This is a genomic window from Boseongicola sp., assembly GCF_057460485.1.
Window position 1 is genome coordinate 1 of the sequence record NZ_JBVCWP010000071.1, and the last position, 15,662, is coordinate 15,662.

The following is a 15,662-nucleotide window of genomic DNA, read 5'->3' on the forward strand; positions in this document are numbered from 1 at the left end:
GGACAAAGCATCGCAACAGCGACAGCGCAAAGGTAAATTGGCGTTTCTCAACCGACGATGCACGCATCAAACTCGCGCATCTATACCCGCAGATTAGCTGAATCAGGGGACTAGGGGTCTGTCCCAGCCGAGGGGCAAACGATACCCCAACCCTGAGCGGACAGTGCGTCGTCAAAAAGCCAAGATCGCCTCAAATGAACTGAGCACGTTTCTCAATTTCGGGTTTGACCACCTCCAGGGCGGCCTCCAAGTCGATGCTTCCGTCGAACAAGGCGCGTCCAATCAATGCCCCCGATACGAAAGGAACGTATTTCAGACGCGACAGATCATCGAGTGTCCGTGACAACCCTCTGGCTATAACCTGGGTTTTGGCTTCGCCGGCCAGTTGCGTGATCAAGGCAATACTGTCTTCGGCATCGCCGATGTTCGCGTCGATATCGGTTACGATGATCGCCGCCATAGGATCATTCTCAAAGGCCTTTAGGAATGCCGAGGGCGTAAAGGCACTTTTCTGTCGCCAACCATCGCTGACCACCACGCCTTCAAAGACATCAACTGCAAGCACAATCTGATCGGGGAATAGCTTTGCCGCCTCTTTGACCAACGCAGGTTGATGTAGGGCCAGAGTTCCAACAATGATGCGCCCGGCGCCATGGTCAATCCATTCGGCTATGCGTTCCAAGCTACGAAAGCCGCCTCCCAACTGCACCGGAATACCCACAGTCCGGATGATCTCACGAATAAGATCCGTGTTACGTTCATCGCCGGACATGGCATCGAAGTCGGTTATCTGCAGCCATTCTGCTCCAGATTTAGCAAAACTTTTCGCCTTTTCTACAGGATCGAGATGCCAGATGTGGGGCTCGTCGGTGCGGCCACGAAACAGGCTAACACATCGACCATCAAATAGTTCAATCATTGGATAGAGGATCATGGCAAGCTTCCTTTTGATCGCATTCTGAATTCTGGCTCTGCGCAGCTTTTAACTGCGCTTCGACTCAAAAAATCATCAGAAGTTGCGTCCAGTGTCGCATACTTTGTCACAGGATTGGCAAAATACACTCCGTTGGCTAAGAAAATGCAAATGCGACGTGGCCGCGACTGTCGCAAATCCACGCATTCAAATGCGCCATATCCAACGCTCATATCAGATCCTCCAAGCCAGGGACTTGCTTCAAGTATCCAATCGAAGGCAAATGAACACACAAGACCCTTATTGCGTCAACCTTTCGACCTCATAAGCATGCCGAAAAGATCGCGCGGGTCATCCGGATCAGCGACCATGTCGAGGTTCTGGTAAAACCCGGTATCTTTGAGCCGGTGGCGGACATAGCGCAGGGCCGAAAAATCCTCGGTCGCAAATCCCACACCGTCAAACAATGTGATCTGCCTGTCGTTGACCCGGCCGGGCGCAGTGCCATTGATCACCTGCCACATCTCGGTCACTGGAAAATCATCCGACATCTGCTGAATTTCTCCCTCAATCCGGGTTTGAGGAGGGTATTCGACAAAAACGGTCGCGCGACTGAGGATATCTTTATGCAGCTCGGTCTTGCCTGGGCAGTCGCCACCGATGGCATTGATGTGCACGCCCGCGCCCACCATGTTGTCGGTCAGGATCGTCGCATATTGCTTATCGGCAGTGCAGGTGGTGATGATCTCTGCCCCCTCTATCGCTTGTTCCGGCGACGTGCAGGCGGTCAGGGTCAGGGCCAAACCCGCAAGGTTGCGCATTGCCTTTTCTGTGGCGTTACGGTCGGTGTCGTAAAGGCGCAGGTGGTCGATCCCGCAGATCGCTTTCATCGCCAGCGCCTGAAATTCAGACTGCGCGCCGTTGCCGATCATCGCCATGGTGCGTGCGCCTTTGGGTGCCAGATGACGCGCGACCATAGCAGAGGTCGCGGCAGTGCGCATGGCTGTCAGTACCGTCATCTCACTCAGCAGCACGGGATAGCCAGTATCGACTGCCGCAAGAAGGCCAAAGGCAGTGACGGTTTGCAGACCCTCCTTGGTGTTGCTCGGGTGGCCATTCACGTATTTGAAACCATAGAACTCGCCGTCCGAGGTGGGCATCAGTTCGATGACCCCTTTCTCGGAATGCGAGGCAACACGCGGTGTCTTGTCGAACAGGTCCCACCGGCGAAAGTCTTCTTCGATATAGTTGGCAAGCTCGCTAAGCATCGGCTCGACGCCGATGTGGTGCACTAGCTTCATCATGTTTTCGACACTTACGAAGGGCACATAAGCCAGTTTGGATGGTTTCGGGGCGGTCATCTTGGGTCTCCGGTTTCTGCCAATGGCTCAGAAGGACTGGGTTGGACGGTCAAAGACACGCCGCCCCAGAAGCGAGGCGGTGAGGTCGACCATCAAGGATGCGGTGCGGCCACGCTCGTCGAGAAAGGGATTGAGTTCCACAAGGTCAAGCGAGGTGACAAGCCCGCTGTCGCCAAGCATCTCCATGACCAGATGCGCCTCGCGGAAGGTCGCGCCACCAGGCACCGTAGTGCCAACCGCGGGCGCAATGGCAGGGTCCAGGAAATCGACGTCCAGCGACACGTGCAACAGACCATTGGCAGCGGCGACAGACTTCAGAAAATCGGATAGAGGTTTGGCGATACCATGCTCGTCGATCGCGCGCATATCCACCGCCGACATGGCGCTGTCTTTAAGCATGGCTTTTTCAGCACCATCAACGGATCGCAGGCCAATCATGCAAATGTTCGCTGCTGGGACGACCTTTGGCATTGGTGGAAAGGCGTCAAATCCGTCGGCTCCAGCGACGTAGCCGAGAGGGGTGCCGTGAAGGTTACCTGAATCGGTGGTCAGCGGAGTATGCAGGTCAGTGTGCGCATCCAGCCAAAGAACGAACAGCGGGCGACCCCGATCCGCAGCATAGGCGGCCATGCCGGCGACGGTGCCGAGCGATAGCGAATGATCACCGCCCATGAAGATCGCAAACCCTCTGGCAGCGGCGTCCTTGCCGGCGGCGGCCAGTGCCTCGGCCCAGGCGACCGTTTCGGACAGCGAATGCACCAGCGGGTTGGCACAGCTGACATTGCGTCCTGTGGCAGGGACAATATTGCCAACGTCAGATACCGAATGGCCGAGAGCTTCCAGCGTCTCGGCAAGCTCTGCAGTGCGGTAGGCGTCTGGACCCATCATGCAGCCCTTGCGCTTCTTGCCAGTATCTACCGGCGCACCGATTAGCAGGCAGTTTCGCTTTTCCATTCGCGTTCCTATTGTTTGAAGCTGTCCGAAGTGACTTTCTATCCAAAAGGTGATGGAAAACAGTGCCCATATAGGATATAAAGAAGGTTAATTTAACTAAACGAAAGGGATAATTCACAAAGTGGATATCGCCGATACTAAGATAGTCGCAGAACTTCGCCGTAACGCGCGCATTTCACTTTCAGACCTCGCATTGGTCGTCGGGCTTTCGCGTGTCACCGTACGTGCACGTTTGACACGGCTTCAGGCGGAAGGCGTTATTATTGGGTTCACGGTCGTCCTTGCCGACGACGTCCAGGAACATCCAGTGCGCGGGCTGATGATGCTGGGGATCGAAGGCAAGGGCACGGACCGGATTTCGCGCAGCCTCGGGGGTATTGCTGCGGTTCAGGCCATCCACTCAACAAACGGAAAATGGGACCTGATTGTCGAACTGGGAACCGAAACGCTTAAGGACCTGGACAAAGTGCTGGCCGAAATCCGAAAACTGGATGGGGTTTCGATAAGCGAAACCAGTCTGCTGCTTGCAACACAAATGACAACCAAGCGGTCACAAAGTGTGGAAACTGCATCCTCGTTGGATCGAAAATGACCGACGCCTTCATCGCAGCAGGTGTCCCGCAAGCCTTTACATATCTACAGGTCAACTTCGGTCATGATGGCTGCGTGTATCGCCGGTAAATCGCCGGGAAAGGGATGACAAATTTGCAGCTCTTGCCCATGCCACTGGGCAGCGCGGGCATGACCATCACCCAGTTGCCATCGCCTATACTCTGATCGAGACATGCAAGCTCAAGTGCGTAAACCCACAGGCTTGGCTTGCATGGGTGCTGGAACCCATCCAAGACCATCCCGCCCACCGCATCGGCGAGCTGATGCCGTGGGAGTAACAGGCCATCCTTGATGCCCAATAGGCCGAGGCCAAAGCAAAAACGTCGCGTGATTGGCCGAGTGTTGAAGCTTATAGTCCTTCTGACAAGACCAGCACATTTCTTCAGAGGGCCTTATCGGCTCCGGTTATTGGCACCGTGCCTCAAAATAGGTGCCGTCTCCGCGAGAATAGGTGCAAGCCTCTGATACAAAAGGGACAATAGAAGTCATAGGTCAAGTTGAGATGATTGACCGAAGCCTCCCCGCCATTGTTGTTTTGCCAGCCCGCACGGATAGCGAGCGACGTGATGCCATCCCCGTCAAGCCGGTTGAGTACCGTCTGGGTTTCCGCGCCCACCGTGTATTTCATTGACTGCCAGTAAGCCAAAATTATCGCCGCGATGACGGTGGTCGACCAGCAGCGATCTGATCTTGCGTTCGGGCATTCTCGCCAGCGCCATATGGACGATAGCCAAACGTCCACACATGGCAATGCCTGCCTATGACAAAATCACCAGCTCCCAATTCGCCGATGCAGTCTCAGTCACCGTGTTCAGGCGCGGGTTGCTTTCTTATCTGCCTTCGCCATCAGCTTTTTACGCGCAGCCTTCTTGGCCTTCTTTTTCATGACGGCTTTCTTGGCTCTTTTCTTGATAGCCTTTATTTCCTTGGCCGCCTTCTTGATCGCCGCCTTTTCCTTGGTTTTCATATTCTTAGCTGCTTTTTTGGCCGCAGCCTTCTTCTTGGCTTTGGCCTTTGCCTTCTTGGTGGCGGCTTTTTCGGCAGCCGAAACGCCCGCTATTTCTGGCACAAGAAGTAACTGGACCTTTTCGGAAGCGGGACTGGCCTTTGTGGGTTTGGCTTTCGCAGGGCTGACCTCACCGAACTGGCTTGCCGCCGCTAAAAGAGCTTTGGCCCTAAGCACGCCAATACCCGGGATTGTCGTCAATTGAGCAACTGAAGCTGCCGCAAACTGCTCCGCTGTGGTGATGCCAATCTTGGCCAATGCCGCAGCTAATCCTGGCCCGATGCCTGAGACGTTTGTAATAAGTGTCATTGGTCATTTATCCTTCTACTCAGAATGGCAGGGTTCGAAGAAGGGATGGCCGTTTGGCCACCCCCCCCTCACAGCGCACTGATTAGATCAGGTGGCTTTTTTCAATGCCTTCTTGGCAGCTTTTAACTTACCTAGCTGTCGCGCTACTTTGGACATACGTGCTTTGACTTCTTTTTTGAGCGCTTTTACTTTTGCTTTTTTCTTAGCCACGGGGACTTCTCCTACCTTCAAAAGGGTTTACTTGTCAGACCTATCGTCGTTCTCCTTGAGAAAATCACGGATAAAGCGCCGTATTTCGCGCGCAGCGCTCGTGTCGAGCGCATTGCAGAGCGAAACAAAACGATCCCTGTCAGACTCGGCAATTCTAATAATCAACTGACTGTCTTTCAGGTTCTTTTTCTTCGTTTTTTTCTTTTCGGCCAACTCGGTGTCTCACTTTATGAATATATAATGTTACTCTACTGTAGTTCGTTTGTATATACTTTATGAATCAAGGCTTCGGGCGCGTGTATCTAGCAAGCCTTTGATAAACGCAGGATGTTCACGGCCACCATATCCCCTGCTCCCAGCAACAATAAATGAAGACGATGACTAGGGTCTGGCCTCATGACCAAAACAAAACGGTTGCCGCGAGGGCGATGGCTGACAGGAAAATTATGGGGCATCTATCGTATCGGGTCGCGAGCCTGCGCCAGTCCTTCGACCGTCCCAACATGTTCTCAATCTTGTGGCGGCTTCGATAAATCTTGATGTCATGTGGGATGAAGGCTTTGCGGTTCCTGCGCGATGCGATGCAGGGTTCGATGCTTCTTTCCTTCAATCCTTCGCGGAACCAGTCGGCGTCATAACCCCGATCTGCCCGCATCCAATCCGCAGCAGGCAATGAGGGTAAAAGCGCCCGCGCACCGAGGTAATCGCTGACGTTGCCCGCTGTGAGGAATAGTTGGATTGGACGACCCGCCGCATCGGTTACGGCATGGAGTTTCGAGTTCAGTCCACCCTTGGTGCGGCCAATCAGGCGGCCACGCCCCTTTTTTTGAGCCCCATGCTGGAGACTGTTAGATGGGTCTTTAGATGAGTCACATCAATCATCAATGTCCCTGTTCCCTCCCCTTGAGCGGCCAGTTCGGTCGGGATGCGTGCAAAGACGCCCATGTGAGACCAACGGGCCCACCGGTTGTATAGCGTCTTATGCGACCCATAATCGGAGGGAGCATCACGCCAGCGCAGGCCATTCCGAATGACGTGGATGATGCCGCTGAGAACGCGTCGATCATCGACACGCGCAACACCCCGAGGCTTCGGGAACAGATGTTGAATGCGTTTCAAATCTGCTTCGTGAAGCCAGTAAAGATGCGACATGGACAGTCCTCCTGTCGCTATTGATTCACGAAGCCACAATGAATGGAATCGGCCAAAGCAATTTCTGCTCAGCACGCAACACCGATCATCCGACAAAAACTGCCAGATGACCGCAACGAGCCCTACCTGGAAGTGCTAGTTTTTCGCTGCGTGTCCTCGCAGCGCGAAAGATGCTGCAAGTGCGCGGCTCGCGGTGCTGCTGCGCGACAGAGAAACCGGCCATTCACGTGAAGCGCAGCGAACATTTGAACATCAACAACCGGTTCGCTGAACTGTCGTTGTTCGCGGCATCTGCACCAATGGCTGGTTTCGACCCGTTTCGAGCAATCACCGGATCGTCTGGCCCGGCGTTCTTTCGACATCTCAATCGGTGAAGCAACCAGATCGTCCTTCGGGCGCCGCGGGTCCGTCCGCGTCTTGGCACAAAACAACGGACCTGTGTGACTCATTGCCATATCCGGTGCCCGCCAGCGTCACCCGATCCGTGCCAGCAGGGCAAGGACATCCGAGCGGTGAAGTAGCCCGACCACCTTTGCCCCCTCGATGACCGGAAAGACACGGTGCGGGTAGGACACGAACATTTCTGCCACGCGAATGACGTCATCGCGGGCATCGACGCTGATGACGTCTTGCGACATGTGATCGGCGACGCTGCCGGTCCACTCTTGATAGTAACTTGCGTGTACCGCCGGTTTGAAACAGTCCTTCTGGGTCAGGATTCCGGCCAGTCGACCATCGTCGCCGATCACGGGCGCCGCTGCGGCGCGGGCTTCGACCAGTTGGGCGACCGCGCTTCGGATCGGCGTTTCGGGGGTGAGCGTCGGTATATCCTGGCGCATGATCGACGCCACACGATAGGCGGTCATTGATCCGCCTCCGCGGCGGCTGCGCGGCGGCGCAGCGGGCAGTTGTCGCACCGCAAAGCGTCGGGCAGGCCCGCGGACGCCCCGCAGCTTGCCTGCGCCGGTCCACGCCCCAGGGCAAGCCCGAGACCGAGCCCAGCGGCCGCAAGGCCGAATATCGCGATGGCGAGCAGGATTTCCATTATGGGCAGTCCTTTTTCATAGCAAAATGCCCTTGATCGCACCGGTTCTGATTTGCCGGAATGAGGCCCCATCCCGGACCAGAAAGAGCGCGTCAATCGCATGGTCGCTTGCCTGTGCGGGGCCATCCGTCGCCCCGGCTGCAAAGAGTGCGGTGGCCCAACCGTCGGCCATCATGGCCTCGTCCGCCAGAACCGTGACCGTTAGAAGCCCGGTGTCGGCAGGGCTCCGCGCCGCCGGATCGATGATGTGGCCGTAGACGCGGCCGCCCAGTTCGTAGCTTTGGGTGCGCTGTCCGGAAGTTGCCACGGCCCGCCCTGTCGGAAGCCGTATCATGGCGGTTGGAGCATGGTCCGGCAGTGGGTGCTGCACGGCGATCTGCCAGTCGCGGCCCGATGGGTGATGGCCAAGCGCTTTGAGTTCGCCACCGAGGTCGAACAACAGGTTACCAAGATTTGCCTGAGCGGCCAAGTCAACGGCCAGATCCAGTGCCCGGCCCTTTGCGATCCCGCACAGATCGAACGTCAGGTCACCCTGCGTCTTGCCGATGCGACCGTTACCGGCGGACAATCCGCGCCAGTTTGGCGTGGCGCCGCCCTCAATCGGTCCGAACCCCCATTGCGCCACAAGGGGACCGACGGTCGGGTCAAAGGCGCCGCCGCTTTGGTTTGCGAGGGTCAGGGCGTGATGTGCCACATGAATGATTTCCGCCTCCGCTGCCTGTGATCCCGCAGGGGCCGCGTTGAACTGGCTGACTGTGCTGTCTGGACGCCAAGGGGACATTTGCCGGTCGATGGTGGCGAATAGCGCCTCGATGTCGGGCTGGATGTTCATCAGGTCCACGACCGGCGGACCGACCAGCCGCCAGCCGGTGCCGAAGGCCGCCCCCGAAATGCCATCGAGGCCTTGCGCCCACCCGGTTCGGGGACACAGCAGCGTTGCCCCGATCAGGCCCAGAGCATGGCGACGTGAGGGGAAATAGGCGCGTTCAGTCATGTCTCAGCCTCCGAAATCGTCAAAGAAGATCGACTTTGGCTCTACGCCAAGCCTTTCCAGGGTGCCAAGGACCGCCGAGATCATAACCGGCGGACCGCACAGATAGTATTCGCAATCCTCTGGCGCGGGATGAGTGTTCATCTCGCGCCGCAGGATCTCGTGGATGAAGCCGGTCGCGCCGATCCAGCGATCGCCGGGGGCCGGATCGGACAGGGCAGGGGTCCAGGTGAAGGTGGCGTGCTTGGCGGCCAGCGCTTGGAACTCGGCGGCATAGAACAGGTCGGCCGCCGTGCGTGCGCCGTAGAAGTAGCGGATGGGCCGCGTCGTGCCGCGCCCAAGTTCCTGATGGATCATCGCGCGCAGGGGGGCCATGCCGACGCCGCCGCCGACATAGACCATCTCGCGATCGGTCGGCTGAACGTGGAAGTCGCCGAAGGGGCCAGAGGCGGCGACCGTGTCGCCCGGCTGCAACGCAAAGAGCCAAGACGAAACGATCCCCGGCGGCACGTCACGTTCGCGCCCGGCGGGGGGGACAGCAAGCCGGATGTTGAAGACAGCTTGGCCCACATCCTCGGGGCGGCTGGCAAGCGAATAGGCGCGCGTGACCTCGGCATCGGAGGCGAGGCTGAGCTTGCGCCAACCGGCGATGTCCCAGGCTTCGCAAAATTCCGGCAGCACGTCCAGCGTTGCAAAGTCGAGGCTGAAGGGCGGTGCTGCAAGCTGCATAAAATCGCCCGCCCGGAAGGTCGCCGGGATGTCATCGGGTAGGTCGAGCACGATCTCGCGGATCAGCGGTGCCAGCATTCGGGTGGCGGCGACGGTGCAGGTAAAGCCCGCCCCGGCGCTCAAGATGTCGTCAGGCACGTGCACGGCGCATGCGCCGCGCAGGGTCGCCTGGCAGGCAAGGCGGACTTGCGTGCGCCGTTCGTGCGGCGAAAGCACGCCGCGTTCTGTCGCAATTGGTTCGCCGGCCCCCGTGCCCGTGACCGTTACGCGGCACAGCCCGCAGGTGCCAGTCCCTCCACAGGCCGCCGGTATCCGTATTCCGGCATCATGGAGCACCCCCAGAAGCTTGTCGCCACGCTTTGCCGCAAGGTGCAAAACGTCGTTCACGGTCACGTCGATCCCGCCTTGGGTAACCAGTCGGCGACTCACGACCAGAAGACCCGCGGCAAGTCCGACGACGAGTGCGGCGATGATCAGGCTGCCCAACATAATTTCGATCATGGTGCGGCCGCCATCTGTGCAAACGAGGCAAAGCCAAGAGACATCAGGCCGGCAAGGACAAAGGCGATGCCCAACCCCCGAAGCCCCGCAGGCAGGTCCGCATAGGCCAGCCGGGCGCGGATCGCGCTTAGCATAACCACGGCCACCGCAAACCCCACGCCGCTGCCAAGCCCGAAGATGGCTGATTGTCCGAGCGAATAATTGCGCTCGACCATAAAGAGGCTTCCGGCAAGGATCGCGCATTGCACGGTCAGAAGCGGCAGGAAGACACCAAAGGCCGCGTGGATCGCGGGGAAATAGCGATCGAGCAGCATCTCAAGCAGTTGCACGGTCGCCGCGATCACACCGATGAAGGCGATCAGGGACAAATAGGACAGGTCAAGTTCCGGCAGCCCCGCCCAAGCCCATGCCCCGGGGGCAAGCAGCCCCTGATAGATCAGGTGGTTGAGCGGCACCGTCACCCCCAACACACCCGTCATGGCGATGCCGAGGCCGAACGCGCTTTCCGTGCGCCGGGACAGCGCCAGAAAGGTACAAAGCCCCAGAAAAAGGGTCAGCGGCATATTGTCGACGAAGGCCGCGAACACAAAGAGGGACCACGCGTCGCTCATTCGGCAGGCTCCGGGCGGACGGGGGGCGTGTGCTCGGGCGGTTCGATCTGTTCCGCTTTGATCGAGCGGACGGCCCAGACAAGGCCCCCGAGAAGGAAAAAGGCTGACGGCGCGAGCAGCATCAGGCTCAGGGGGGTGAACCAACCGCCCTCAGTGGCGAGCGGCAAGACTTGAGCGCCAAACAACTGCCCCTTACCAAAAAGCTCCCGCGTGGCCCCGATCACGATCAGGACCAGCGAATAGCCCAGCCCGTTGCCAAAGGCGTCGATCATTGCCGGCAGCGGCGCATGATGGCGGGCAAAGGCCTCGGTCCGGCCAAGGACAAGGCAGTTCGTGGTGATCAGCCCGACATAGACCGAAAGGGCGCGGCTGATATTGGCAAAGAAGGCTTGCAAGACCTGATCGATCACGATGACCAGAGAGGCGACGATCACGATCTGCACGATCAGCCGGATGGTGTCGGGGATGTGCCGCCGGATCATGCTGATGATGCCCGCAGCCAGCGTCAGCACAATCGTCAGCGATATCGACATGGTCAGCGCTGTGGCCAGCGTTGTCGTCACCGCGAGCGCCGAACAGATGCCGAGGATTTGCAACGTCACCGGGTTTTGCCGGATAAGCGGATCGGTCAGCGTTGCCCAGAAATCGGTCCGTTCGGCCATGGCTCAGAACTCTCCGCGCTCAATGGCATCTAGAAGGGGGCCGTAGCCGTCCGGACCAAGCCAGAAGCGCATCATGCGGGTGACCCCGTTGCCGGTGCGCGTGGCCCCGGTAATGCCGTCGACCTCATGGGCGTTCGTCGCACGGCCACGGGCGACGCGGAACCTGACCTCGCCGGTGTCATCACGAATTTCTGTGCCGGGGAAGCTCGCCTGCCAAGCCCGCTCCTCGATCCGACCGCCAAGGCCGGGGGTTTCGGAATGGCCGGTGATCGTGATCCCGGCGATCGTTTTCATGTCTCCCTGCAGGGCAAGGATCGCGTCGATCCGGCCACCGTAGCCCTGTCCTGTGACCGGCAGCAACGCGAGCGAGACGTCTTCCCCATCCCGCAACAGGAAAATCTGCACGTAGTCCGGTCTTTGGCCCAAACCGGCCACGTCCGCCTCGGCGTCCAGCGCGGTCCAGTTGGCCGGATCGGCAAGTGCTGTATCCAGGGTCCCGGAGGTCACGTCTTGCGCTGCACGGCCGCGTTGCAGGTCGATGATCACGGTCGACAGCGTGCCCCCGGACTGTTCGAGAAGGGCGGCCATGCCGGGGATGCTGCTGACGAGGTCCGCGATGCGGGCCTGCTCCTCTGCGGCGCGGTTGGCCGTCTGAATTGGGCGCAACAGGACCGTTGCGCCGCTGACCAGCAGGGCGCAGACGACGGAGACGAGGAACGCCACGATGACCGTCTTGGTCCGACTTTCGTTGGGCAGTGCCAAGAAACGGCGCCACGGGTTCCAGTCAGTTTCGGCCATGACGCCTCCTCCGTTGGGCAATCCAGAGCGCCAGTGCGATTTCATCCAGAAGCGGCGTTGCAAGCGAGGTCAGAAGGGCCGCCGCGACCGCAATTTGCACCGGCGCTGCCCCGCTCCAACCGGTGGCGAACAGGATTATCAGGCCCGCGTAGAGTGCACCATTCAGCCACCGGCCAAGGGTCGTCGCTGCACTTGTCACCGGATCGGCGACGAGAAGCACAAGGACAAGTCCCGCCGCAGGCCATACGCTGTCGGGGAGAACGCCAGTGCCGGTCCCCGCCGCCCCGACCAGCACTGCCGCCACCAGAACAGCGGCGGGCATCGCCCCCGTTGCAACCCCGATGAGCGCCGCCGGGATCGCGGCCCAGACAACCGGGTCGTCGAAGACCGGCCATGCAAAGCCCGGAAAACCAAAGCCGAGGAACGACAGCGCCACGGTTGCGGGGTGGACGACATTCCGGCCCCAACCACCGAAGACAAGCTCGCCCATCACTGCTCCGAAGCTGATGCCAAGAGCAAGCCGGACTACGCCTAGACCTTCGGGGGCCAGTATCGCGACGGCCAGCGCCGTGGCCACCGCCGCAAACGACGGTGGCTGCGCACGCGCCAGCATGAAGATCAGGTGCCAGACGGCAAGGACAAGCAAGGCAAGTCCAAGGCGCACGAAGGCCTCCGCGCCGCCGTAGAGCAGCCAGAAGAGCGCCAGTGGCCCATAGGCGGCTAGCAGCATCAGGGCGACAGTTTCGCGGTTCCACAGACCTCGGGTCATGCCGCGAACTCCGTCCGAATCCGGTCGAGCATGCCGCGCAGAAGCTCCGCCAACTGCGCCTCGCCGCCGAGCACGTAATCGGCGAGCCCCAAATCCTCTTCCAGCAGCGAAAGGACCCCGAGTTTTATCGCCATCTCATCGTCGCCCGAGCTGAGCGCGCGCACAAAAGGTGCGGCGGGAAGTGCGGCACCGAACGCCTGGGTCAGGGCCGCCGTGGGTATGACTGGCGTTGGCAGGCCCGACCGCGTCAATGCCGAGACGAGCCAATGTGGGGACTTGCCGCGATTCTGCCGGGGCAGAACCGTCACCTGCCGGTGACGTGGGGCAAGCCAGTTGGCCTCGTGCCCGTCCAGCGGTGAGCCTGACGTAAGCACATGCGCACCGGGCGTCACGATGCGCCGCGTCAGCTCGCGCAGGTCGGCACCGGATTGCGTGTGGATCAATCTGCCCTCGCGCAGCGCCGACCCGGCCACGCGCACCAAGCGGGTCATCGGCAGGATGCCGGTTTCAAGAAGGTCGCCGAGTGCGGCGACATCCTCGGCGTGGAGGTCCCAGATCGGGGTCTCAATCGTGGCGGGCGCGAGATCGTGGATACGAATGCCCGCAGAGCCCTGCGGGTGGCGGGGCCCGCAATCGACGGCGCGCACCCGCCCGTCGCCAAGCCCGCGGTCGAACAGCGACGGTCCGGGCTGTTGGCAAACAAGAACAGGCCCATCGGTCAGCATTGTCAGGGTGTGTAAACCCCGCGCGAATGCGGCCTCGCGGTCCTTGAGGGCGTGGCGGGGATCCGGGGCGAACGGGCGTGTGTCGGTGGCCATGACGATGATGGCAGCGGGGTGTTCGGCGTCGGCGGGCATTCTGCCGAACGGCCGCCGTCGCAATAGGGGCCAAAATCCGGCGGTCTGCATCAGGCGACGCAGACCTTGTTCGGTCGTCGCATCTGCGACGTCGTGGGTCAGCACGTCGCCACCAGTTTCGCGGAACAACACGATTTCGGAGAGCTTGCGCCCCGGCTGAAGGGCAATCCGTGCAACGCGCCCGGGCATCGGGGCTACGAATTGCACATCAGGCGTATCGCGCAGGCAGGCGACAGGCGCGCCCTGCCGGACAAGCGCGCCTTCCTCGACAAGGGGTGTCACACGCAGGGTCAGGCCCGAAGATGTGCGGATCGCCGCCTCTTGTGTGATGACGTCTTCGGGATAGGTCATGCCGACAGGTGGCGACGGAATTGGGAGCGTCAGACCTGCGCCGAATACAAGATCGAGCATCGTGTCTCTCCTTCGCCGAACCCCGCCTGCGGACCGCAGGAATTAGGGAAATGGTGAATTTTCTGTGAAATGATAACATGCTTGTGATAGTAAGAAAGGGCCAGATTTTGACGTGCAGTGGAGGCAACCTGTGATGAACGCTACTCGAATACCTATCTTTCTACTCGCGCTTCTGACGACAATCTTCATTTTCTCCGTCGCTCGCGTGGTGCTGAGTGAGAGCGCCGAGCGCGAGGTCGAGGTTCCCTTTGCGCTGCCGCAATCGGGCCCGTTCACCCCGGCGGATATCGAGGTCAAGAACAGCCAGGCGATCGACGACTGGTTCCGTTCAGCCCACGCAGATGCGGCGGCCGAGGCGTTCCGGCATTGGGACGAAGACGAGGAAATCCGCCCCGCCTGCGCCACCTGCCATTCGGGCGAGGGGTTCCGGGCCTTCCACGGGCTTGATGGCAGCGAGCCGGGCGTGGTCGAGGGGCCAATTGATACCGGTGGCGTGGTCGATTGCGGAACCTGCCACAATGCGGGTCTGGCCGAGATCACGGCGGTGAGGTTTCCCAGTGGCCTGATGCATCCAGTTCAGGGGGTTGAGGCCTCCTGCATGACCTGCCATCAGGGCCGAACGGCTGGCGTCAATGTCCGCGAGGCGATTGCGGGGCAGGACGACGATGCTACGAACCCGGAGCTGCGTTTCATCAATCCACACTATGCCACGGCGGCGGCAACCTGGCTTGGCGGGTATGGCGGCGCTGGGTATCTCTACGAGGAACGTGACTACTCCGGTCGCTTTTTCCATGCCCGACCGGTTTCGACCTGCAATTCGTGCCATGAGCCTCACACGCTTGAAGTCGCGTTCGAGCCCTGCCTGACCTGCCATCAGGCCGACAGCCCACAAGACATCCGCATTTCGCGGCAAAGCTATGATGGCAGCGGCAACACTTCGGTCGGCATCCGGTCGGACATTCAGGCAAATGCCAGATTGCTTCTGGAAACGGTCAAGTCCTACGCCGCCGACGTCGCGGGCGCGCCGATGGTCTACGATGGGACGCAGTATCCCTATTTCTTCTCGGATGCGAACGGCGACGGTGTCATCGACGTAAGCGAGGATCAGGCCGTTGCTTACAGTGCATGGACGCCCCGCAGCCTGCGCGTCGCCTATAACTGGAAGCTGGTGACAGCAGATCCCGGCAGTTACGCCCACAATCCGCATTACGCGCTGGAGCTTCTCTATGACTCAATCGAAGATATCAGCGCACCTTTGGGCATCGACATGGAGGATCTTGATCTTCTGCGGTAGCCGGTCACCGGGGGCGGCTTGCCGAACCTGCGTGCATCCCATGGCATAGGGGCCGCCGGGATTGGAATAGGCATTGCTGCTGACCGGAGGAATTCGGCAAATGGAACAGCGTGTTCAAGCGGTTCCGCAGGTGGGTCAAAGCGGATGCTTTCTACCATATGTTTAAAGCACTTACCTCAGACGCCGACCTGGAATACGCCATGATCGACGGTACCATCGTCAAGGTTCACCGCTCGGGGCAAGGCGCAAAAGGGGGACTCTTTGCCAGGCCATTGGGCGTTCTCGAGGAGGGATAACGACGAAGATACTGGCCCTAACGGACGGGCTCGGAAATCTCGTTGAATTCTGTCTGATGCCAGGGCAAGCCCACGACTTACGCGAGACCGACACACTGATCCGCGACCTGACAGCCGGACATCTTCTGGCGGATAGGGCCTTCGATGCGGATTGGTTGCGAAATGACCTTCTGGCCCGCGA

General features: G+C 59.8%; 18 protein-coding genes. 3 read left to right on the plus strand and 15 right to left on the minus strand.

The genetic code is table 11. From position 1 onward, the window contains the following. Positions 1-190 precede the first annotated feature (190 nt). The 3 genes from AC221Y_RS10340 to rocF all read right to left on the minus strand — a co-directional run bounded on the left by AC221Y_RS10340 (position 191) and on the right by rocF (position 3,228). Positions 191-934 (minus strand): 1-(5-phosphoribosyl)-5-[(5-phosphoribosylamino)methylideneamino]imidazole-4-carboxamide isomerase, encoded by a 744-nt coding sequence (locus AC221Y_RS10340; protein WP_299755652.1) that lies wholly within the window; start codon positions 932-934, stop codon positions 191-193. Positions 935-1,221: 287 nt separating this feature from the next. After that, positions 1,222-2,274, minus strand: coding sequence for an ornithine cyclodeaminase (locus AC221Y_RS10345; RefSeq protein WP_299755654.1), 1,053 nt, complete (start codon positions 2,272-2,274; stop codon positions 1,222-1,224). Positions 2,275-2,301: 27 nt separating this feature from the next. After that, positions 2,302-3,228, minus strand: coding sequence for an arginase (gene rocF, locus AC221Y_RS10350; RefSeq protein ID WP_299755656.1), 927 nt, complete (start codon positions 3,226-3,228; stop codon positions 2,302-2,304). A gap of 121 nt (positions 3,229-3,349) precedes the next feature. Here rocF and AC221Y_RS10355 point away from each other — a divergent pair, with 121 nt between their 5' ends. Next, positions 3,350-3,820 (plus strand): Lrp/AsnC family transcriptional regulator, encoded by a 471-nt coding sequence (locus tag AC221Y_RS10355; RefSeq protein ID WP_299755659.1) that lies wholly within the window; start codon positions 3,350-3,352, stop codon positions 3,818-3,820. Between the two features lie 184 nt (positions 3,821-4,004). Continuing rightward, positions 4,005-4,118 carry a transposase domain-containing protein gene (locus AC221Y_RS10360; protein WP_486707294.1) on the plus strand — a complete coding sequence of 38 codons (114 nt, stop codon included), beginning with the start codon at positions 4,005-4,007 and terminating at the stop codon, positions 4,116-4,118. Between the two features lie 533 nt (positions 4,119-4,651). On the opposite strand, the gene AC221Y_RS10365 is transcribed toward AC221Y_RS10360, so the two are convergent. The 12 genes from AC221Y_RS10365 to AC221Y_RS10420 all read right to left on the minus strand — a co-directional run bounded on the left by AC221Y_RS10365 (position 4,652) and on the right by AC221Y_RS10420 (position 13,891). Beyond that, positions 4,652-5,155 carry a helix-hairpin-helix domain-containing protein gene (locus tag AC221Y_RS10365; RefSeq protein ID WP_299755662.1) on the minus strand — a complete coding sequence of 168 codons (504 nt, stop codon included), beginning with the start codon at positions 5,153-5,155 and terminating at the stop codon, positions 4,652-4,654. Positions 5,156-5,242: 87 nt separating this feature from the next. Then, on the minus strand, positions 5,243-5,365 hold the full coding sequence (locus AC221Y_RS10370; protein WP_299755664.1) for a hypothetical protein: 123 nt from the start codon (positions 5,363-5,365) through the stop codon (positions 5,243-5,245). 27 nt (positions 5,366-5,392) lie between these two features. Beyond that, positions 5,393-5,578 carry a hypothetical protein gene (locus AC221Y_RS10375; protein WP_299755666.1) on the minus strand — a complete coding sequence of 62 codons (186 nt, stop codon included), beginning with the start codon at positions 5,576-5,578 and terminating at the stop codon, positions 5,393-5,395. 181 nt (positions 5,579-5,759) lie between these two features. After that, a protein-coding gene (locus tag AC221Y_RS10380; RefSeq protein ID WP_299755669.1) for an IS5 family transposase occupies positions 5,760-6,517 on the minus strand; the annotation gives its coding sequence in 2 pieces (ribosomal slippage) (positions 5,760-6,187 and positions 6,187-6,517; 759 coding nt in all). Between the two features lie 473 nt (positions 6,518-6,990). Next, positions 6,991-7,383, minus strand: a complete 393-nt coding sequence (locus tag AC221Y_RS10385; protein ID WP_299755671.1) for a CBS domain-containing protein — start codon at positions 7,381-7,383, stop codon at positions 6,991-6,993. A 195-nt stretch (positions 7,384-7,578) separates the two neighbouring features. Further along, positions 7,579-8,556 carry an FAD:protein FMN transferase gene (locus AC221Y_RS10390; RefSeq protein WP_299755674.1) on the minus strand — a complete coding sequence of 326 codons (978 nt, stop codon included), beginning with the start codon at positions 8,554-8,556 and terminating at the stop codon, positions 7,579-7,581. Positions 8,557-8,559: 3 nt separating this feature from the next. Then, a complete protein-coding gene (gene nqrF, locus AC221Y_RS10395) occupies positions 8,560-9,783 on the minus strand; it encodes an NADH:ubiquinone reductase (Na(+)-transporting) subunit F (RefSeq protein WP_486707291.1) in 1,224 nt (407 codons plus the stop codon). Beyond that, on the minus strand, positions 9,780-10,394 hold the full coding sequence (nqrE, locus tag AC221Y_RS10400) for an NADH:ubiquinone reductase (Na(+)-transporting) subunit E (protein ID WP_299755679.1): 615 nt from the start codon (positions 10,392-10,394) through the stop codon (positions 9,780-9,782). The genes nqrF and nqrE overlap by 4 nt, the downstream gene beginning before the upstream one ends. After that, positions 10,391-11,056, minus strand: a complete 666-nt coding sequence (locus AC221Y_RS10405; RefSeq protein ID WP_486707292.1) for an NADH:ubiquinone reductase (Na(+)-transporting) subunit D — start codon at positions 11,054-11,056, stop codon at positions 10,391-10,393. Before AC221Y_RS10405 ends, nqrE begins: the two co-directional genes overlap by 4 nt. Before the next feature lie 3 nt (positions 11,057-11,059). Further along, the gene (gene nqrC, locus AC221Y_RS10410) at positions 11,060-11,899 is read right to left on the minus strand and encodes an NADH:ubiquinone reductase (Na(+)-transporting) subunit C (protein ID WP_486707293.1); all 840 of its coding nucleotides are present in this window, start codon (positions 11,897-11,899) and stop codon (positions 11,060-11,062) included. Continuing rightward, a complete protein-coding gene (locus AC221Y_RS10415) occupies positions 11,841-12,623 on the minus strand; it encodes an RnfABCDGE type electron transport complex subunit D (RefSeq protein ID WP_299755685.1) in 783 nt (260 codons plus the stop codon). Before AC221Y_RS10415 ends, nqrC begins: the two co-directional genes overlap by 59 nt. Beyond that, positions 12,620-13,891, minus strand: a complete 1,272-nt coding sequence (locus tag AC221Y_RS10420; RefSeq protein WP_299755688.1) for a Na(+)-translocating NADH-quinone reductase subunit A — start codon at positions 13,889-13,891, stop codon at positions 12,620-12,622. Before AC221Y_RS10420 ends, AC221Y_RS10415 begins: the two co-directional genes overlap by 4 nt. A 133-nt stretch (positions 13,892-14,024) precedes the next feature. Here AC221Y_RS10420 and AC221Y_RS10425 point away from each other — a divergent pair, with 133 nt between their 5' ends. Continuing rightward, complete coding sequence (locus AC221Y_RS10425) at positions 14,025-15,185, plus strand: cytochrome c3 family protein (RefSeq protein ID WP_299755689.1); 1,161 nt, start codon at positions 14,025-14,027, stop codon at positions 15,183-15,185. The last annotated feature ends 477 nt before the right edge of the window (positions 15,186-15,662 follow it).